This is a genomic window from Nocardia sp. JCM 34519.1, assembly GCF_020361265.1.
Taxonomy (GTDB): Bacteria; Actinomycetota; Actinomycetes; order Mycobacteriales; family Mycobacteriaceae; genus Nocardia; species Nocardia arthritidis_A.
The window spans coordinates 111,004-129,207 of sequence record NZ_JAIRBR010000018.1 but is presented as its reverse complement, the minus strand read 5'-3'; the positions used below and the strand labels follow the sequence as shown (position 1 = coordinate 129,207).

Below are 18,204 nucleotides of genomic sequence, written 5' to 3'. Positions count from 1 at the left end.
GTGCCGGTCTGCCTGGTCGGCAGCATCGCGGCGTGCACGATACTTCCACTGGGCGGTTGACCCCGCTGTTCCACCGGTTTCTCCTGATTCGGTTGATCTCGCTGCTGGGTAGCGCCATGACGCCGGTGGCGTTGGCGCTGGCGGTGCTCGCCGCGTCGGGCCGGCTCGGCGATCTGGGTTTGGTCCTGACCGCTCAGCTTGTCCCGCATGTGGTGTTGTTGCTGGTCGGGGGTGCGGTTGCGGACCGATTCCCCCGCCGCATGGTACTCATCGCGGCGAATCTCGGTGCGGGCCTGACGCAGGCGGCGGTCGCGGTGGTGTTGCTCAGCGGGCATTACAGTCTGCCGGTCGTGGTGGGTCTGGAGCTGGTCAATGGGGCGTTCGACGCGTTCGCCTCGCCGGCGTTGCGCGGCATAGTGCCGGAGTTGGTTCCCGCCGCGGCGTTGCAGCGGGCGAATTCGCTGTTGGGCGGGGTCAAGAGTGCCACGAAAATCCTCGGGCCGACCGTGGCCGGGATTCTGGTTGCCACGGTGGGTGGTGGCTGGGCTGTCGCGGTCGACGCGTTGACCTTCGTGATCGCCGCCGTCCTGCTGTCGCGGCTGCCGTTGCGCACCTCGATGGCGGTGAAGACGAGTGGCCTGGTGGCCGACCTGCGGGACGGCTGGCGCGCCTTTCGCGGCATCCGCTGGGTGTGGCTGACCACCCTGTCGTTCTGCCTGATCAACCTGTTCGCCACCGGTGTGTGGCAGATCGTCGGGCCCGCGTTGACAAGGCATCGGGAGGGTCCGGCGGCGTGGGGGCTGGTGCTCGGTGTGCGTGCGATGGGTCTGGTGGCGATGAGTGCGTTGATGTACCGATACGCTCCCCGGTATTTGCTGCGCGCCGGGCAGCTGATGGGCGCGTTCGGGGGCGCCGCGTTGGTGGCGCTGGGTTGCGGTGCGGGACTGCCGTGGCTGCTGGTGTGCGCCTTCGTGGCGGGTATGGGATTCACCGCGGTGGGCACGGCCTGGGAGGTTTCGGCGCAGCAGCATGTGCCCCGGCGCCTGCTGTCCCGGGTCGCCGCCTACAGTGATCTGCTCTCGTTCGCGGCGGTTCCGGTCGGACAGTTGCTCGCCGCGCCCGCGGTCGGGCGGTGGGGCGCCGAGTATGTCGCGCTGTGCGGTGGGATCGGATTCGCTGTCGCGGCGTTGTTCCCGCTGGTCTCGTCCGCGGTCCGCGATCTTCGCAACGATGTCGCGATCCATCCCGGGTAGGAGCGGCTTCTCCGACCACGGTCCAATTGCCTCGACCCGGCGTTGTGCAGGACGATCGGCATCGAAGCTTCGAGTGCTGACGGGGTGGTCGCGGCGCTGCCCCGGACGCGGACCGCGCGGTACCCTCACGGCAGGTGTCCCGGCAGACAGGATGTCCGATGAAGACCATTGCGCGGCAGTGCACCTTGTGTGAGGCACATTGCGGAATCCTGGTGACCGTCGATGGTGATCGGGTGGCCAGGATCGAGGGGAATCCGGACGATGTGCTCTCGCGGGGGTACATCTGTCCGAAGGCGACCGCGATGGGCGGGTTGTATGACGACCCGGATCGGTTGCGGACGCCGGTGCGCCGGGTGGGTGACCGGTTCGAGCCGATCGGCTGGGATGAGGCGTTCGCCGAGGTGGGTCGGCGGTTGCGTGCGGTGCGGCGGGCGCATGGGCCGAGCGCGATCGGGATGTATTTGGGTAATCCGGCGGCGCACAGTTCCTCGGTGCTGTATGCGGTGCTGCTGCGGATGGTGTTGTTGACGCGGAATTTCTACTCGGCGTCGTCGATCGATCAGTTCCCGCAGGAGTTCGCGGCGTGGCGGATGTTCGGGTCGAATGTGTTGATGCCGGTGACCGATATCGATCGGACGGATCGGCTGGTGGTGTTGGGGGCGAATCCGGCGGTGTCGAATGGGTCGATCACGACGATGCCGGGTGCGCGGGACCGGATCCGGGCGGTGCGGGAGCGCGGCGGCACGGTGGTGGTGATCGATCCGCGGCGCACCGAGACGGCGCGGTTGGCCGATGAGCATATCGCGGTGGCGCCGGGTGGTGACCCGTATTTGTTGCTGGCGATGCTGCATGTGCTGGTGACGGAGAAGTTGTGTGATGAGCGGGCGGTGCGCGCGCAGTGTTCGGGGTGGGGTGAGTTGCGGGCGTTGGTGGCGGATTTCTCGCCGGAGGTCGCGGCGGCGCATGCCGGGGTGGATGCGGCGACGATTCGGCGGTTGGCGCGCGAGCACGCGGCGGCGGATTCGGCGGTGCTGTACGCGCGGATCGGGGTGTGTCAGCAGGTGACCGGCACGCTGACGCATTGGTTGGTGAACACGATCAATGCGGTGACGGGGAATCTGGATCGGCCGGGTGGGCAGATGTTCGCCTCGCCGGCGGTGGATGTGGCGCGGTTCGCGAAGTATCTGCCGACGGGGTATGGGGCGTGGACGGATCGGTCGGGTGCGCATCGGGCGTTCCGATCGGAGCTGCCGGTGGGTGTGCTGGCGGAGGAGATGCTGGCCGATGGGCCGGGGCGGATCCGGGCGTTGGTCACCTATGCCGGAAATCCGGCGTTGTCGACGCCGCAGGCCGGCCGGATGGCGAAGGCGTTGGCGGGCTTGGATTTTCATGTGGCGATCGATATGTATGTCACCGAGACGTCGCGGCATGCGGACATCATTCTGCCGCCGGTGTCGCCGCTGGAGCGGGAGGAGGTGGACATGCTGTTCCCGGTGTTCAGTGTGCGGAACAATCTGCGGTACGACGCGCGGGTGTTCGCGCCGCCCGCGGATGGGTTGGAGGATTGGCAGATCGCGGCCGGATTGATCGCCGAGTTGCTGCCGTTGCCGGCGCGGCGGTTCACCGGACGGTTGGTGCGGGCGGTGTTCGATCAGGTGAGTCCGTTGCGGTTGGCGGCGGTGGCGGTGGCGACGGGTCCGTATGGGGTGTTGCGGCGCGGGCGGCGGGGGTTGACGGTGCGCCGGGCGCGGGAGTCGGTCGGTGGGGTGGATCTGGGTCCGTTGCGGCCGCGGTTGCGGCAGTTGATCGGGACGAAGGATAAGCGGGTGCGGTTGGCGCCGGAGGATTTCGTCGCCGCCGCGCGGGCGTTGATCGATGACGCGGGTCGTGGTGTCGCGGGCACTACCCCGCCGGATGGTTTCGATCTGCGGTTGATCGGCCGCCGTCATCTGCGCAGCAACAATTCGTGGTTGCACAATCTGCCGTCGATGGTGAAGGGCCGGGATCGCTGTACCGCGTTGATGCATCCCGCGGATGCGGCGGCCCGGAACCTGTCGGACGGTGAACAGGTCGCGGTGCGTTCGGCGACCGGTTCGATCGTGGTGCCGGTCGAGGTGAGTGACGATATCCGTCAGGGCACGGTGGCGATCCCGCACGGGTGGGGTCATCGGGAGCCGGGTGTCTGGTCGGTCGCCGCGGCGCATCCGGGTGCGAATGTGAACCTGTTGCACGATCCGGCGCTGGTGGATTCGTTCTCGGGCGCCGCGGCGGTGAACGGGACGTGGGTCGCGGTAACTCCCCTGTCCCCCAGCTGATTTCGACGGTTATCCGGTGGTGGCGGCCGCGCCGGCGATGACCAGTTCGAGGCATTCGCGGAACAGGTCGTCGACGGTGCGGCCGGGCTGGAAGTATTCCGTGATGCCGGCGATCACGGTCGGGTGTTGTCGGGTGAATGCGGCCATGTCGAAGTCGTGCATGGTGTCGGGGGTCGGGCGTGGGGCTTGTTCTTCGAGGACGTGGCCGACGGTGAAACGTTCCACCGTCAGCACGATCACCCGGGCGCGGTGCAGCGGGATTCCGTGTGCCACCAGCGTGCTCATCGCCAGCTCGGAGATGTCGGCCATTTTCAGCGAGAGCTGGGATGCGGACAGGACGCGTGCGCCGTCGGGGTGGGCCAGCAGTGCGCGGCGCAGCCGCTCGGCCAGTGCGCCGAGCCAGTGCTGCCAGTGTTCCCCCGGTGCCGGCGGTGTCAGCTCGCCGAACTCCTGATCGAGGATCGCTTCGGCGAGCGCGGTGACCAGGGCCGCCTTGTTGGGCAGATGCCAGTACAGGGTCGGCTGCCGCACCCCCAGTCGTGCGGCGAGTTTGCGCAGGGTCACGCCGTCGAGGCCCTCGTCGTCCAGCAATGCGACCGCCTCGGTGACGATGCGTTGTCGGTCCAATGTCAAATCACACCTCCCGCCCAGACTCTATCACTGATAGAGTCTTCCCTATCGGTGATAGAGACGACGTGCGTCCGCGCCGACACGCAAACGCAGGAGGATGAAATGACACACCGGCATTCGATGCGGGATCTGCTGCACTGGGCGACCCACCGCGTCCCCGGAATTCCCGCTCACGCCGAGCAAGCTCCCGGCCACCAGGGCGTCACCCGCCACGAGCACTCGCGACGCCACCCCGCTGTCGATCACCGGTGGAATCACTCACCGGACCGCCCGCCGCGGGCGCTGGTGGGCTGGCAGACGCGGATCGCGGCGTTCTTCGGCCAGGAACTGCGATGAAGGCCGCGGTCTTGCACGAGATCGGGGGCGTGCCCCGATACGAGGACTTCCCGGATCCGGTGGCCGGTGCGGGCGAAGTGATCATCGAGGTGAAGGCCGTCGCGGTCGAGCACGTCGACAAGGCGATCGCGGCCGGAACGCATTACGCCAGTGGGCAATTCGTCACCGAACTCCCGGCGATCCCCGCCTTCGACGGCGTCGGCGCACTGCCCGACGGCACCCTCGTCGGCTTCGGCAACCCCCGGCGGCCCTACGGTGCGCTCGCCGAGCGGACCGTGGTGGCCGCCGGCGCGTACGCCCCGATCCCCGAGGGAATCGATCCGGCCGTCGCCACCATGCTGGCCACGGCCATCACCGGCATGTCCATCACGACGGCCGCCGGTTTCGTTCCCGGTGAGACGGTGCTGATCCAAGGGGCGACCGGCGTCGCCGGGCGACTCGCGGTGCAGGTGGCCAGGCTGCTCGGAGCCGGGCGGATCGTCGCCACCGGCCGCGACGACGATCAGCTACGCGAGGTGCGGGAACTCGGCGCCGACACGGTCATCAACACCGCGGTCGGCGACGACGCGCTGGCACGGGCGTTCACCGAAGCCGAGGGCGACGGCTACGACGTGGTCTTGGACTACCTGTGGGGACGGCCGACCGAAATCCTGTTGCGCACACTGGTTCCGGAGTCGTTCGCGTTCGGAAAACCGACGCGCGTGATCCAGGCCGGGGAGGCCGCCGGTCCCGGGCTCACCCTCACCGCCGAGAGCCTGCGCACCTCCGGAGTCGAGATCTACGGTGCGGCAAAGGGACTCGACGCCGAGACGATGGGATCGGTGTACGGGCAGGTCGTGCGGTGGACGCGGTCCGGTGAGCTCACCTTCGACCTGGCGACGATTCCGCTGAGCGATATCGAAACCGCATGGCAGCGAACCGATCTGCGCGGGAAACGACTCGTCGTACTGCCATAGCCCGGCACCTCCCCGGATGACGGGGTGTCATCCGGGGAGCATCCCGCCGGTTCGCCCACACGGTTCAGTGGATGCCGAGCCATTCGCGCAATACACCCCGCATGCCGGGTTCGCGGGGATGTTTGATCTTCACAACGCCCGCACCGGTTTTGGCGTAGACGTGCAGCACCGGCATGGTCGGGTCGGTGGGTGCGGTGGCCCGGTTGGTCACCGAACCCATACCGCTGCGTACCTGTTCCAGGCGGACTTCCCAGCCTCGCGGCACGGTCGCGACGATCGTGCCGCTGCCGCAGGTCGCGTTGAGCGTCACCGCGCGGTGTGGGCAGTTCGCGGTGGTGAAATCGATGCGCACCGTGCCCATTCCGCATTCGGCGTCGATGCGGCTGGGCACCGTCCATTGGCCTTCCCGTCTGACGGTTCCGGCTCCGGTTTTCAGCGTGATCGATGTGTCGGCGGGCACCGGCAGTGCCGTGTTCGGTAGATCGGCCACGACCCGGCTCAACTCGGCACGGGTGCGGGACGCGAGTGCCCGGTCGGTGCGGTCGGCGAACTCGTCGAGCGTCAGGATGCCTTGCCCGACGGCCTTTTCCAGCTGCGCCGTGACCTGGTCCCGGTCGGCGTCGGACGCCAGGGTGGCCTCCGGCTCGAATGGCTGCGGTTCCAGCTGGTTGTTCCCACCCATCCTCCTACCGTAGCCCGTGCCGACGCTGCCCGTACACCGCTGTCCGCCGAAATCGCTGTCGCCGTAGCCGGATTCGAGCACGTCAGTCGGCGGGCTCGCCGAACCAGCGGGTCAAATGACGGTCGAGGTCCTGCTGGTGTTCGCCGATCCAGGCGATATGACCGTCGGGGCGCAGCAGCAGGGCCGGAACATCCAGTGCCGCAGTGGGATCGGCGATGAGGTCGACTCGGTCCCGCCAGCCGTCGACGGTCAGTCGTTCGGTGCGGTCGAGTACCAGGCCGCGGCCGCGGCGTAGTCGGTCGAAGAGGCGGCCCTGTTTCAGGTCGATATCGCGCAGGCGGCGGCCGAGGAGGTCGGGGCCGTCGCCGAGGTCGTAGCGAATGTTGGTCGCGGTGATCTTCTCGATCAGGTGGCGGTTCACCTCGTCGAAGTCCATCAGTTCGGTGAGCAGTCTGCGCACGGCCCGCGGGCCCGGTTCGGTGGACAGCAGTTGCATCTGGGCGCGGGTGTTGTCCAGGACGTCCGCGGCGACCGGATGACGTTCGGCTTCATAGGTGTCCAGCAATGTTTCCGGCGCTCGGCCGCGGACCTGCGCGGCCAGCTTCCAGCCGAGGTTGACCGCATCCTGAATGCCCAGGTTGAGGCCTTGACCGCCGATCGGTGGATGGATGTGCGCCGCATCGCCCGCCAGCAGCACCCGCCCCACCCGGTAATGCTCGGCCAGCCGGGTGGCGTCCCCGAAGCGGGACAGCCAGCGCGGGGAGTGCACACCGAAATCGGTTCCGGCGACGGCGTGCAACTGTCGCCGGAAATCGTCGAGGGTGGGTGGCTCCGCGCGATCCTCGCGGACTCCGGCGGCGGGGACCACGACGCGGTAGCGTCCTTCGCCGAAGGGTGTGAGGCTGAATGTCCTGTTGGTTTCCCGGATTTCGGTGACCTTGGCGGCGATCTCCTCGTCCGGCGCACCCACCGCCATTTCGCCCATCAGCGTCTCGGTGCGCGCGGGTTCGCCGGGGAAGCCGACGCCGAGCAGTTTGCGCACCGTGCTGCGCGCACCATCGCAGCCGACGAGGTAGCGCGCCCGCAGCAGCTCCCCGCCCGCCGACTCGACCGTGACACCGGAGTCGTCCTGCTCGAAACCCGTTACCGCGCAACCGCGCCGGACCTCGGCGCCGGATCCGATCGCGTGTTCTTCGAATATCCGCTCGAGCACCGGCTGCGGGATACCCAACAGGTAGGCGTGCGTGGAATCCAGGTCGGCGGGCGCGGGTTTGGGGATGGCGGCGAAGATTCCGTCGGCGCGGCGTCGTCTGCCGCGTTCGAGCAGGCGGTCCAGCAGTCCGCGCATCGCCATCAATTCCAGACTGCGACTGTGCAATCCGACTATGCGGACATAAGACGAATTGGGTTCGGGTTCCTGCTCCAGAACCAGTACCCGCACCGCGTGCAGGCGCAGTTCGGCGGCCAGTATCGCGCCGGTCGGCCCGCATCCGGCGATGATCACATCGGAGGTGAAACGCATGGTGTTGCCTTTCGGGAGTGCCTTGTTTCCAGGCGCTCCCGGCGACACCTACCGCCCGACCGTGCACACGAGTGGGAGCACCCACCTGGTTGTCGCGTTCATGGGTCTCACCTCCTCGCGTGCCGTCACGGTCTCGCGCACGGTAACAACCGCGACGAATCCCGTCCAATCAATTTCCGCCTACCGACTTGTCGCCCGTGCGTAGGTCGTCCACCACGGGTGGAAGATCGTTGGTGGAGAACAGGTCTCGGGTGGTGATCGTTACGGAACGAGGACGACTCGGCCGACGGTGTCGGTGTTGTGCTCGAGGAAGCGGTGCGCCTCGGCGGCCTTCGCGATCGGGAAGCGGGCCGCGATCGGGGTGCGGATGCGGCCCTGGGCGAGCAGTTCCAGGGCTTGTATCGCGTCGATGCGGCGGGCGCCGCGCACGCCGAGCAGGCTCATCTCGAGCCGGACCAGATCGGTGGTGGTGACCGGTAGCGGGGCGGAGCTCTCGCCGACCGTGACGCAGTACCGTCCGCCGAGGCGTAGTCGGCCCAGTGCGAACGCCGTGACGGCCGCGTCGCCCACGTAGTCCGCGACCTGATCGACGCCGCGGCCGTGGGTGATCGCATGGAGGTCTTCGGCTGCCCGGTCGAGGTCGTCGAGGACGAGAACCCGCTGTGCCCCCAGTTCCCGCAGGCCGGCGGCCTTGGCCGGGCTGCGGGTCGCGGCTATGACGGTCGCTCCGGTCAGTGCCGCCAATTGCGTTGTGGCGGTGCCCATTCCGCCCGAGGCGCCGAGTACGAGGACGGTGTCGCCCAGTCGCACATCGAGCCGGTCCCGGATGACCCGGTGTCCGGTCGCGAACGACCACAGCGTCACGGCGGCCTGTTCGAGATCGATGGCGGGGTCCAGCGGCAGCCACATCGTGTGGTGGCGCACAAGGTATTTCGCGTAGCAGCCCAACGCCTGGTGGCCCGGTAGTGCGACGTCGGGCGAGAGATTGCCCAGGCCGCGCGCGGCCTCGAGCGATGCCGGGTCCTCCGGATGGACGACGGCCACCACCGGGTCACCCACCGCGAACCCGTCGACCGCCGCGCCGACGGCGATCACCCGGCCCGCCGCTTCCCTGCCCAGCTGCTGGGGCAGCGGGAACGCCGCCCGTCCCGGCAGCCGGAACCCGGTGGGGAACCCGGCGCGATAGCCGATATCCCACCGCGACACCGAGGCCGCCGCGACCCGGACGACCACATCTTCCGGTCCCGGCGGATCGAGCGGGTATTCGCCGTAGCGGAGGACGTTCTCGTCGCCGTGTTCGAAGATTCGCACGGCGGGTGTCGTCGCCGGGATCCGCGGGTTCACGCCGATGATCCGAACCGCAGCGGCGTGATCTGGTGGACATCGTATTTCGTGCGCAGCTCGGCGACGGCGCCGGAATCGACGGTTCCGGCGAGCGCGAATATTTTCGTCAACTCTTCGAAATACCGTTCGTGATCCGGTGGGGGCGCGGCCTGGAAAAGCATCCGCACGGGCCGATCGGTGCGATTGGCGAAACCGTGCGGACAGTGCCGCGGTACGAATACGGTTGTTCCCGGCGCCGCCCGGACGGGGCGTTTCCCGGTGGCCGATACCCAGTCACGCCAATCGTCGGCAGTGCGCCGCACCGGCTCGAACGCGAACATGTCGGGATTGCCCGCCAATATGTAGAACAGTTCTTCCGTGCGGGTGTGGAAATGTGCGCCCACATCGAATCCCGGCGGTACCGTCACCTCGAAGGTGGACGCGAAATCGGCGTCGGCCCCGGTGACCTTGAAAACGATCTCCTGCGCGCGGGTGGCCAGTTTCCGGCCCGCATCCGCGGCGATGATCAAACCGTCCGTCATTTCGGATTCCATTCGCCGACGGATATCTCGGCGGTGATGCCGGGCCCGAATCCGGCGATGAGCCCCGGCGCTCCTTCCGCCACATGGTTTTCGCCGAATACCCGGCGAAGCGCGTCGAACACCACCGCGCTCGCGATATTGCCGTATTCGGCGAGCGTCGCCCGGCTGTGCCGGAACATGTGGCCGTCCACGTCCAAGTATTTGCTCAGGTCGTCGAGAATGCGTGGGCCACCGGCATGGATCGCGTAGAAATCCAGTTGCGTCGCGTTCCAGCCGCGCCGCTCCACGATCCGGCGCAGCACCGGCGCGAGTGGTTCCATCGTGCCGGGAACCCGTTTGTCCAGGCGGAAATGAAATCCGGTCTCGCGCACGTCGTAGCAGATCCAGTCGACGGTATCCGGGACCAGGTAGGAGGCGTTGTCGCACAGCCGCACTCCCGAACCGCCGCGGCCGCGAACGATCGCGGCCGCCACCGCGTCCCCGAACAGGCCGTCGGCGAGCAACGAACCGACGTCGTCGTCGGTCGGCTGATAGCACAGCGAGCAGAATTCGCAGGCGACGATCAATACGTTGGATTCCGGATACGCGGTGCAGAAATCGTGTGCCCGGTTGATCGCCGCGCCGCCCGCCGCGCATCCCAATTGTGCGATCGGGATCTGTCTGGTGTCGGACCGGAATCCCATCGAATTGATGAGCCACGCGGTGAGCGCGGGCATCATGAAACCCGTGCAGGAGACGTAGATTATCGCGTCGATATCCACCACGCGCAGTCCCGCATATGTCAGCGCCTGTTGGATCACCGGCGGAACACGCTTTTTCGCCTCCCGCTCGTACACCTTGTTACGCACCCCGAAACCGGGATGACGCAGCGTTTGCTCCAGCGACTGGACGAGATGCCGTTCCTTGACACCGGTGTGCTCGATCAACCGCAGCGCGAGTTCGAGGTTCGGGCTGCCCGCGTGCACCCGCTCGGCCATCGCGAGGGTGTCGGACATGGTGACCACGCTTTCCGGTACGGCGATCGCCGGCCGGCACAGAACAACCACTTCGTTGCCACCTCTCGACAGCCGGGTGCCGATGGCCGGGCGGACTCGTCGCTGCGACCGGGTTCAGATCCCGATGGTGAGTGTGCCGTTGTTGTCGTGGCGCGCCACGCCGGTGGTCGCGCACGCGGTCGGATCCAGCACCGGTCCGGTGAGTGCTTCCTTGGCCGGATCGGGAGTGAATGTGCCGGAGGCGATTTCGCCCAGGAATACGACCTGCACGTTACCGTTGACCAGCGTGGCGGTCCGGTTGTAGGCGAATGTGCTCGGCGCCGCGGCGCCGACCCAGGTCAGTATCCGGGTTCCGCTTCCGCTGACCAACAGGTTGGTGCAGCTCAATCCCGGTACGACGAGCGTTTCCACGTAGGTGCCGGTCGGTGCCGAGCCGCTGGTGCAGTTGAAGAGGTTGCCCTCGGTGGTGATCGTGACGGTCTGCGGGTTGTTGGTCAGCGGCGGACTGAAGGTTGCGACCTCGTTGACGGTGCACGCCTGATCGACAGCGGCGGAGGCGACAGGTGACGGCGTCAGGAAGATACCGGCGGCCAGGGCGACGCTGAACAGCAATACGATCTTCTTCATTTGTGCCCCTTGGGAATTCGACTGAGACACAGTGTGAATCGGTCGGGCGTCGCCTGTCGAGACCCATAGGCGCGGACACTTGCGTGTCCCCGATCGATCGCCGCACCGGATGCTGTGCGGAGGAGGCTTCGGTGAGTGCGGGGCGGGTCAGTCGCTGGTCTGGTCGACGCGGGTGCCGTCGAGCCAGGCCTTGGGGGCGGCGAGGAAGGGGGTGTCGGCGAGGCGGTCGAGGTCTTCGAAGAAGGCCTCGGTGGTGCGGGTGGCGGATTTGGTGGTGCCGGTGGACAGGAAGGCGGCCAGTTCGTGGTCGAGGCCGCGGGGTAGCGGGCGGTTCGGGCCGAAGTAGATGGCGCGTTTGAGTTCGGCGACGACGACGGGGTTGCGGGCGGCCAAACGTGCTGCGGTGGACTGGGTTTCGGCGAGCAGTTCGGTTTCGGGGGTGAGCCGGTGCACCAGGCCGAGCCGCAGCGCGGTCGCCGCGTCGACGGGTGCGCCCTCGAGGGTGAGTTCGATGGCCTTGGCCGCGCCGATGAGCCGGGGCAGCCGCTGGGTGCCGCCGCCACCGGGGATGAGGTTGGCCAGCGATTCGATCTGACCGAATTTCACGTGTTCGGCGTCGGCGGCATAACGCAGATCGCAGGCCAGGGCGATTTCGTGGCCGCCGCCGAGCGCGGGCCCGTTGATAGCGGCCAGGTACACGATGCGGGAGCGGTTCATCCGCAGGGTGGTGCGTTTCCACCGGTAGCCCCAGACCAGTCCGGTGCCGAGGCCGCCGAGTCGTTCGGTGACGCGGGTGGCGCCGGGAATGCGCAGCGCGGTGTTGAGGACCGGGACGAACGGTGCGGCCAGCCGGGCCGGGATGAACGGGTGCGGTAACTCGATCATGCCGGTGAGCGCCGCCGGGTCGGCGTGGGTGAGGAAGCGGCCGGGCAGCCCGCCGGTGAGGACGATCGCGCCGACGGTGCCGTCGCGTTCGGCGGTGGCGGTGAGCGTGTCGAGGTCGCGGACCACCGCCGGGGTGACGAAATTGAGCGGCGGGGCGATGACGGTGGCGGTGAGCACCCGCCCCCGTTGGTCGACCTGGATGGTTTCGAGCTGGAGTTCGGCGGCGGTCGTCATCGGCGTCTCCTCGGCGCGCGGGATGCTGCGCCGAAGCCTTTGCGGCGCAACGCTGTTCGAATAACCCCTAGCATCTATGGCACACACCATAATACTGTGTCGCCACGTCACGGCAAGAGTGTCGGGCGAAGATCCGACCACGGTCGTACCCGACCCACCCGGTTTACGCCGCCCCGGTCACGGGCATCCGCCTCGGCGGAGGATAGTTGTCACTGTCCGAAGATCTGTTGTGCCGAGTTGCTTCCCCTACCCAGGAGGACCGTGCACCATGTCGATCATCCGGAACCACCGTCGTCCCGCCCGCATCGCGACCGTCGCCGCGGCGCTGGGCTTCGCCATCCTCGCCGCCACCCCTACCGCGCTGGCCGCGAACACCATCGCCCTGCGCCGCGTCGGCCCGGTCAACGTCGAGGTCGCCTACAACTGCGAGGCTTCCGCAGGCGTCACCGCCGTCAAAGTGATGGTGGGCGATCCCGAGGCCGAAAGCCCGTCGGCCACCGGCGCACAAAACGCCATCACCTGCGACGGATCCGACCAGACCACCGTCGTAATGCTCACCGGACCCGGCGGCCAGGACGCGCCGCTGTCGAAGGGGCAGACGGTGCAGGTGCGAATGGCGCTCGTCGATGCCGGCGATACGGTCGTCGCCGGTAACAACACGAAGGTCACGCTCGGCTAGCCCGAAACTCGAACGCGGGGCCGATCCCCTGCCCGCGGAAGGCGTTTCCCGCCTCGGGTATCGACATCGAGCCGTCGCGTCATCGGACGAGATCACCGAGCGGTGCGTCAGTGCGCGAGGATCGCGCGCAGCTCGGCGATGACGTCGTCGAGCGGGCCGGTGTCGCGCCGGGCCCGGCACATCGCCACCGCGCCCTCGATGGCGGCGACGGTGAGCGTGGACAACCGGGCCGCGCGGTCGGCCGGATAGCCGTCGCGAGTGAGCAGCCCGGTCAGCGCGCGCTCCCAGCGGGTGAACACCTCGGCCGCGGTCGCCGCGAATTCCGGTGCGTCGTCGTTGGTTTCGACCGCGACCGCGAAAATCGGGCAGCCGGCGCGGAATTCGGTGTCCAGCAGCATCTGCCGCCACGACGCGCCGAACAGTTCGAGCGCGGTCACCGGATCGGCGTCGCCGGTGAGCTGTTCGATGAATCGGCTCATCAACTCCCCCGCCGTGGTGAGCGCCTCGGTGACCAGTTGGGTGCGCCCGCCGGGGAAATGGTGGTAGACCGAGCCGCGTGGCGCGCCGGTGGCGGCGAGCACCCGGTCGACGCTGGTGGCGGTGGCGCCGTGCACGCGCAGCGATTCCACCGCGCCCTCGATCATCGCCTGCCGGGCGTTGGGCAGGCGGGTGCGGGGTCCGTCGGTGCGTGCTCGTCGTGCGGTGGCCACCCCACCATGTTATGGCACCCGCCATAACGGGTGGTTCAGGAGCACACCCGGGTGTCGTGGAATTCCAGGAAGGCCGCCAGCGTCGCCGCGGGCGCCTCCAGCTGCGGATAGTGACCGACATCGGGCAGCTCCACCACGTCGGCGTCGGGCACCAGCTCCCGGTACCTGGCCACCATATGCGCACCGGACACCGGGTCGAGCAGTCCGTCGATCAGCCGGACCGGCACCCGCGCCGCGCACAGCGCGCCCACCCAGCGTTCCCGGTACCGGCGGCGTTCGGCCATATAGCGAATCAGCTTGTGCCCGTTGCGATGTCCGTGCCGGGAACACCACATCAACCAGAACCGGCGCAGTTCGGCCGCGTCCGGTTTGGTGCGCGGCCCGAACACCGCGGAAAGGCTGCGGGCGAAGGCGCGTTCGGTGGTGAGCGCGTCGACCAGCCCGCCCGCCGGGCTCGCCAGCAGCCGCTGGATCGGGCGCGGGCGGTGGGTTTCGGGGAACAGGCCACCGTTGAGCAGACACACCGACTCGATCACCAGGGATTCGTCGCCCGCGGCGCGGCGCTCGCCGTCGCGGGCCAGCAGTTCCTGGGCGACGGTGTCGCCGTAGTCGTGCGCGAGCAGATGCACCCGCCCGACCCCCAGCTCCCGCAACAGGTTTTCCTGCAGATCGGCCTGATCGGCGATGCGGTAGTCGTAGTGGCGGGGTTTGGCGGAGAACCCGAAGCCGATCATGTCGGGGGCCAGCACCCGGGCGAACCGCGCGCACAGATCCGGCCACAGGACATGCCACTCCCAGGAACCGGACGGGAAGCCGTGCAGGCACAGCAGCGTGCCCTCGGCGCCCGCGCCGCCCTCGGCCCGGAAGATCTGGTGTCCGCGGTGGGTGTGCCGGTGTCCTCGCGCGCGCCAGTGAGCGAACTCGTCCATGGCGACAAGCATTGCGCGGGAACGAGAAAGACGCACCGGTTCCGCGGTCCCAGCACATGTCATGTACCCGAGGGGGGCTCTGACAGAATGCGACGGTGCATGTCGCGATCGGCCTGGTGGTACTCGTTGCGTCGGCGGCCGCGCTGGCGGCCACGGCGCGGCGGTTCGGCATTTCCGAACCGCTGCTGCTGACCCTGGCCGGGGTGGTGGCGTCGTATCTGCCGTTCGTGCCGCAGGTGCGCCCGGATCCGGAGATCATCATGCTCGGCTTCCTGCCGCCGCTGCTCTACACCTCCGCGATCCGCACCTCGCTGGTGGATTTCCGGGCCAATATCCGCACCATCGCGCTGCTGTCGGTGGGGTTGGTGCTGTTCAGCACGTTCACCGTGGCGGCGGTGGTGTGGTGGCTGCTGCCGGTGCCGTTCGCGGTGGCGGTGGCGGTCGGCGCGATCGTCGCGCCGACCGACGCGGTGGCCGCCACCGGTATCGCGCGCCGGATCGGGATGCCGCGCCGGATCGTGACCATCCTCGAGGACGAGTCGATGTTCAACGACGCGACCGCGCTGGTGACCGTGCGCACCGCGATCGCGGCCGCGGCGGGCACCGTCTCGGTATTCCAGGCGGGCGGGGATTTCCTGCTCGCCGCGGGCGGCGGCGCCGCGGTCGGGGTGGTGGTGGCGTATCTGCTCGCGGTGCTGCGGCGGCGGATCAGCGATCCGGTGCTCGACACCACCCTGTCGTTCCTGGCGCCGTTCGTGGCGTATCTGCCGGCCGAGGCGATCGGCGCGTCCGGTGTGATCGCGGTGGTGGTGTGCGGGATGATCCTCGGCCACAACGCGCCGGTGTGGCAGAGCGCGGCGTCGCGGATCTCCGAGCGCACCAACTGGCGCACCATCCAGTTCATCCTGGAGAGCGCGGTGTTCTTCATCATCGGGTTGGAGACGCGGGCGATCCTGGAGGAGGCGTGGGGCAGCGGGCTGGACCATCGCACGCTGGTCGTCGCGGTGGCCGGGGCGCTGCTGGCGGTGATGGTGTCGCGGCCGCTGTGGGTGTTCCCCACCGCGGCGCTGTTCCGGCGGTTCGGATCGCTGGAAGCCGATGAGCGCCTTGGTCATTCGGCGGTGGTGTCGTGGGCCGGGATGCGCGGGGTCGTCACCCTGGCGGCGGTGCTGCTGCTGCCCGCCGACACCCCGCAGCTGCCGGTGCTGAAACTGGTGGCGCTGGTGGTGGTCGCGGGAACGCTGCTGCTGCAAGGGACTTCGCTGCCGTGGCTGGTGCGGCGGCTGAAGCTGCGCGGGCCCAGCCGCGCCGAGGACGCGCTGCAGAAGGCGAATCTGTTGCAGCAGGCCACCGCCGCCGGGCTGGCCGCGCTCGAGGAGCACATCACCCCCGAAACCCCGTCCAGCGTCATCGATTCGCTGCGCGAGCGGGTGGCCTGGCGCACCAACTCCGCGTGGGAGCGGCTGGGTCGCTCGGAATCGGAATTGGCGACGCCCACCGCCGAATACCGCAGGCTCCGGCTGAAAATGCTGCGCGCCGAACGCGAAACCGTGCTGCGCGTGCGGGATTCGGGTGGCGCCGACTACGAGATCCTCCAATATGTGCTGGCCCGTTTGGATCTCGAGGAATCGATGATCGACCGGTACGCCGAATCCGATGAGGAACGCACCGAAACCCTGGAGGCGCCGACCGTCGCGGCCTCGGATTGCGCGCATCTGCGGGCCGCGCCGCTGGTGGTCGAACCCACCGAACCCGACCTGTGCCGGGAATGCCTCGACGAGGGTCTGGTCTGGGTGCATCTGCGGATGTGCCTGAGCTGCGGGCATGTCGCCTGCTGTGATTCGTCGGTGGGCAACCACGCCACCAAACACTATGCGGGGACCGGACATCCGGTGATGCGCAGCGTCGAACCCGGCGAGGCGTGGCGCTGGTGTTATGTGGACGAACTGCTCGGCTGACGGCGGTAGGAGTAGATCAGTCGCGCGTATTGGGCGAGCAGCCGGTCCAGCGACAGATCCTGCCCGCCGGCGGCGATCTGCTGGTAGCCGATGAGCATCGCCATACCGAGCGCGGTGACCGCGGCGGTGGTGTCCTCGTCGCGCACCACGCCCATGATCGCCTTGTGCACGGTGCGCCTGCGGGATTCGTCGACCCGTTTGACCGCGACGTTCACCGATTCGTCGTTGGCGGCCCAGGCGCGGATGGCGGCCTCGGCGGCATGGTGCAGGCCGGCCGCCAGATCCGACATGGCGCGGATATCGTCGTCGGGATTGCCCTGGTTGAAGTTCATATTGCGCAGGATGCGGACCTGCCGGTGCTCCCAGTGCTCGAGCAGCGCGTCGACGAAACCCTGCCAACTGCCGAAATGGTGGTAGAACGAGCCGCTGGTCACCCCCAGCCTGCGGCACAGCAACCCGATATTGAGGCCCTTGAAGCCCAATTCGGCCAGCACCTCCAGCGCGGTGTCGAAATATTGCTCCTTGCTGACCACACGTGACATCGCCGATCGCCGTTCTGTTCGGGTCGGGTATCCGCGTGAGCCGCAGGCCGTGCGGCGGACACCGGCTCCCCTCGGAAGCTCCCGGATCGCCCGCGCCTTTGCTGGTTCGCGAAAGGATAACGGAGTGTCGCGCCCGGTGTGCGGCACGGGCCGAAATCACTCACGGCAGTGGACAAAACTGCAGGCCGCCGCCACCGGCATCGCCAACGGCGCGCTCTACCACGTAAACCCGTTGCGGGGCAACCTCTGTTGCGACAGTTGCTCTTTCGGCCATTCGGCATAGCGGTGCGGTATGCGAATCCGAGGGGATTTTCGGCGGGTGTGCTCCGCCATCTACTCTGTGTTACAGTCTAGTAGTACTCGGTAGCACCGAGTAGATGGATCGAAGGAGGGTGTCACGGACAACTTGACGGAAATGCTGAAAGGGACGTTGGAGGGGTGCGTTCTCGAGATCATCGGCAGCGAGGAGACGTACGGTTACGCGATTACGCGGCGGCTGAACGAACTCGGGTTCGCGGATGTGGTCGAGGGGACGGTCTACACGATCCTGCTCCGGTTGGAGAAGAACAAGCTGGTCGAGGTTTCGAAACGGCGGTCCGAGGTCGGCCCGCCGCGCAAGTTCTACACACTCAACGACGCGGGGCGCAGCGAACTCGCGAAATTCTGGGCGAAATGGGAATACATTTCGTCGCGGATCAATGAGCTCAGGGAAAGCGGGAAATGAATTTCTGGGAGAAGATCACCGGTAGTGATCTCAGCAGGGAATGCGAAGCGTTCGAGGCACGGGCCGCGGCCCTGCCCGCCGAATATCAGGCGGCATGGGCGGAAATCAAGGCCAACCTCTACCCGTACGGGGATTTCACCGGCCGCGGTTTGATGCCGATCCTCGACAGCACGCTGGGGTTCCTCGAGGAGGTGGCCGCGGAGGGCCAGAGCGTCCACGAGTCGCTGGGCGACGATATCAAGGGCTTCTGCGCGGCGATCGCCGGCGCGAAGGGAACCAAGGGTTATACGGATTATCGCGACAAGTGGCGCAAGCAGCTGAACAAGAATGTCGCAAAGAAACTGGGCCGGTTAGGGGCATAA

Annotated in this window: 19 protein-coding genes; 8 read left to right on the top strand and 11 right to left on the bottom strand. The window is 67.9% G+C overall.

What is annotated here, in order from left to right:
• Nucleotides 1-32: 32 nt before the first annotated feature.
• Nucleotides 33-1,253: an MFS transporter gene (locus LGY53_RS33130; protein ID WP_225730637.1), complete on the top strand. Its 1,221-nt coding sequence runs from the start codon at nt 33-35 to the stop codon at nt 1,251-1,253.
• A 158-nt stretch (nt 1,254-1,411) separates the two neighbouring features.
• Nucleotides 1,412-3,568 (top strand): molybdopterin oxidoreductase family protein, encoded by a 2,157-nt coding sequence (locus tag LGY53_RS33125; protein WP_225730636.1) that lies wholly within the window; start codon nt 1,412-1,414, stop codon nt 3,566-3,568.
• A 9-nt stretch (nt 3,569-3,577) separates the two neighbouring features.
• On the opposite strand, the gene LGY53_RS33120 is transcribed toward LGY53_RS33125, so the two are convergent.
• Complete coding sequence (locus LGY53_RS33120) at nt 3,578-4,201, bottom strand: TetR/AcrR family transcriptional regulator C-terminal domain-containing protein (RefSeq protein WP_225730635.1); 624 nt, start codon at nt 4,199-4,201, stop codon at nt 3,578-3,580.
• A 99-nt stretch (nt 4,202-4,300) separates the two neighbouring features.
• On the opposite strand from LGY53_RS33120, the gene LGY53_RS33115 reads away from it, so the two are divergent.
• Together LGY53_RS33115 and LGY53_RS33110 are read left to right on the top strand one after the other, a co-directional pair.
• A complete protein-coding gene (locus tag LGY53_RS33115) occupies nt 4,301-4,534 on the top strand; it encodes a hypothetical protein (RefSeq protein WP_225730634.1) in 234 nt (77 codons plus the stop codon).
• The gene (locus tag LGY53_RS33110) at nt 4,531-5,490 is read left to right on the top strand and encodes a zinc-binding alcohol dehydrogenase family protein (protein WP_225730633.1); all 960 of its coding nucleotides are present in this window, start codon (nt 4,531-4,533) and stop codon (nt 5,488-5,490) included. Before LGY53_RS33115 ends, LGY53_RS33110 begins: the two co-directional genes overlap by 4 nt.
• A 64-nt stretch (nt 5,491-5,554) precedes the next feature.
• Here LGY53_RS33110 and LGY53_RS33105 read toward each other — a convergent pair whose 3' ends face one another.
• The 7 genes from LGY53_RS33105 to LGY53_RS33075 form a co-directional block, all read right to left on the bottom strand.
• A complete protein-coding gene (locus LGY53_RS33105; protein WP_225730632.1) occupies nt 5,555-6,172 on the bottom strand; it encodes a DUF1707 domain-containing protein in 618 nt (205 codons plus the stop codon).
• A gap of 82 nt (nt 6,173-6,254) precedes the next feature.
• Nucleotides 6,255-7,694, bottom strand: a complete 1,440-nt coding sequence (gene rox, locus LGY53_RS33100; protein ID WP_225730631.1) for a rifampin monooxygenase — start codon at nt 7,692-7,694, stop codon at nt 6,255-6,257.
• A 261-nt stretch (nt 7,695-7,955) separates the two neighbouring features.
• Nucleotides 7,956-9,038 carry a zinc-binding dehydrogenase gene (locus tag LGY53_RS44270; RefSeq protein ID WP_225730630.1) on the bottom strand — a complete coding sequence of 361 codons (1,083 nt, stop codon included), beginning with the start codon at nt 9,036-9,038 and terminating at the stop codon, nt 7,956-7,958.
• On the bottom strand, nt 9,035-9,559 hold the full coding sequence (locus tag LGY53_RS33090) for a cupin domain-containing protein (RefSeq protein WP_225730629.1): 525 nt from the start codon (nt 9,557-9,559) through the stop codon (nt 9,035-9,037). Before LGY53_RS33090 ends, LGY53_RS44270 begins: the two co-directional genes overlap by 4 nt.
• Entirely contained in the window at nt 9,556-10,554 is a 999-nt protein-coding gene (locus LGY53_RS33085) for a type III polyketide synthase (RefSeq protein ID WP_305082718.1), read from the bottom strand. Before LGY53_RS33085 ends, LGY53_RS33090 begins: the two co-directional genes overlap by 4 nt.
• Before the next feature lie 114 nt (nt 10,555-10,668).
• Nucleotides 10,669-11,181: a hypothetical protein gene (locus LGY53_RS33080; RefSeq protein ID WP_225730628.1), complete on the bottom strand. Its 513-nt coding sequence runs from the start codon at nt 11,179-11,181 to the stop codon at nt 10,669-10,671.
• A gap of 147 nt (nt 11,182-11,328) precedes the next feature.
• Complete coding sequence (locus tag LGY53_RS33075; protein ID WP_225730627.1) at nt 11,329-12,300, bottom strand: enoyl-CoA hydratase/isomerase family protein; 972 nt, start codon at nt 12,298-12,300, stop codon at nt 11,329-11,331.
• A 268-nt stretch (nt 12,301-12,568) separates the two neighbouring features.
• Between LGY53_RS33075 and LGY53_RS33070 the strand changes: the two genes are divergently transcribed.
• Complete coding sequence (locus tag LGY53_RS33070) at nt 12,569-12,979, top strand: hypothetical protein (protein WP_225730626.1); 411 nt, start codon at nt 12,569-12,571, stop codon at nt 12,977-12,979.
• 107 nt (nt 12,980-13,086) lie between these two features.
• Here LGY53_RS33070 and LGY53_RS33065 read toward each other — a convergent pair whose 3' ends face one another.
• Together LGY53_RS33065 and LGY53_RS33060 are read right to left on the bottom strand one after the other, a co-directional pair.
• The gene (locus tag LGY53_RS33065; protein ID WP_225730625.1) at nt 13,087-13,689 is read right to left on the bottom strand and encodes a TetR/AcrR family transcriptional regulator; all 603 of its coding nucleotides are present in this window, start codon (nt 13,687-13,689) and stop codon (nt 13,087-13,089) included.
• A gap of 35 nt (nt 13,690-13,724) precedes the next feature.
• Nucleotides 13,725-14,618, bottom strand: a complete 894-nt coding sequence (locus LGY53_RS33060; protein WP_225730624.1) for an alpha/beta fold hydrolase — start codon at nt 14,616-14,618, stop codon at nt 13,725-13,727.
• Between the two features lie 95 nt (nt 14,619-14,713).
• Between LGY53_RS33060 and LGY53_RS33055 the strand changes: the two genes are divergently transcribed.
• Complete coding sequence (locus LGY53_RS33055; RefSeq protein ID WP_225730623.1) at nt 14,714-16,576, top strand: Na+/H+ antiporter; 1,863 nt, start codon at nt 14,714-14,716, stop codon at nt 16,574-16,576.
• Here the strand turns inward: LGY53_RS33055 and LGY53_RS33050 are convergent.
• Complete coding sequence (locus LGY53_RS33050; RefSeq protein ID WP_225730622.1) at nt 16,552-17,118, bottom strand: TetR/AcrR family transcriptional regulator; 567 nt, start codon at nt 17,116-17,118, stop codon at nt 16,552-16,554. The two genes, LGY53_RS33055 and LGY53_RS33050, sit on opposite strands and share 25 nt — an antisense overlap.
• Before the next feature lie 415 nt (nt 17,119-17,533).
• Between LGY53_RS33050 and LGY53_RS33045 the strand changes: the two genes are divergently transcribed.
• Together LGY53_RS33045 and LGY53_RS33040 are read left to right on the top strand one after the other, a co-directional pair.
• Nucleotides 17,534-17,842, top strand: coding sequence for a PadR family transcriptional regulator (locus tag LGY53_RS33045; RefSeq protein ID WP_225730621.1), 309 nt, complete (start codon nt 17,534-17,536; stop codon nt 17,840-17,842).
• The gene (locus LGY53_RS33040) at nt 17,839-18,204 is read left to right on the top strand and encodes a DUF1048 domain-containing protein (protein ID WP_225730620.1); all 366 of its coding nucleotides are present in this window, start codon (nt 17,839-17,841) and stop codon (nt 18,202-18,204) included. Before LGY53_RS33045 ends, LGY53_RS33040 begins: the two co-directional genes overlap by 4 nt.

Excerpts from the sequence above, each read along its gene's own strand:
- LGY53_RS33125 (WP_225730636.1), top strand. The coding sequence starts at position 1,412 with ATGAAGACCATTGCGCGGCAGTGCACCTTGTGTGAGGCACATTGCGGA.
- LGY53_RS33115 (WP_225730634.1), top strand. The coding sequence starts at position 4,301 with ATGACACACCGGCATTCGATGCGGGATCTGCTGCACTGGGCGACCCAC.
- LGY53_RS33110 (WP_225730633.1), top strand. The coding sequence starts at position 4,531 with ATGAAGGCCGCGGTCTTGCACGAGATCGGGGGCGTGCCCCGATACGAG.
- LGY53_RS33105 (WP_225730632.1), bottom strand. The coding sequence starts at position 6,172 with ATGGGTGGGAACAACCAGCTGGAACCGCAGCCATTCGAGCCGGAGGCC.
- rox (WP_225730631.1), bottom strand. The coding sequence starts at position 7,694 with ATGCGTTTCACCTCCGATGTGATCATCGCCGGATGCGGGCCGACCGGC.
- LGY53_RS33090 (WP_225730629.1), bottom strand. The coding sequence starts at position 9,559 with ATGACGGACGGTTTGATCATCGCCGCGGATGCGGGCCGGAAACTGGCC.
- LGY53_RS33085 (WP_305082718.1), bottom strand. The coding sequence starts at position 10,554 with ATGTCCGACACCCTCGCGATGGCCGAGCGGGTGCACGCGGGCAGCCCG.
- LGY53_RS33080 (WP_225730628.1), bottom strand. The coding sequence starts at position 11,181 with ATGAAGAAGATCGTATTGCTGTTCAGCGTCGCCCTGGCCGCCGGTATC.
- LGY53_RS33075 (WP_225730627.1), bottom strand. The coding sequence starts at position 12,300 with ATGACGACCGCCGCCGAACTCCAGCTCGAAACCATCCAGGTCGACCAA.
- LGY53_RS33070 (WP_225730626.1), top strand. The coding sequence starts at position 12,569 with ATGTCGATCATCCGGAACCACCGTCGTCCCGCCCGCATCGCGACCGTC.
- LGY53_RS33060 (WP_225730624.1), bottom strand. The coding sequence starts at position 14,618 with ATGGACGAGTTCGCTCACTGGCGCGCGCGAGGACACCGGCACACCCAC.
- LGY53_RS33050 (WP_225730622.1), bottom strand. The coding sequence starts at position 17,118 with ATGTCACGTGTGGTCAGCAAGGAGCAATATTTCGACACCGCGCTGGAG.
- LGY53_RS33045 (WP_225730621.1), top strand. The coding sequence starts at position 17,534 with ATGCTGAAAGGGACGTTGGAGGGGTGCGTTCTCGAGATCATCGGCAGC.
- LGY53_RS33040 (WP_225730620.1), top strand. The coding sequence starts at position 17,839 with ATGAATTTCTGGGAGAAGATCACCGGTAGTGATCTCAGCAGGGAATGC.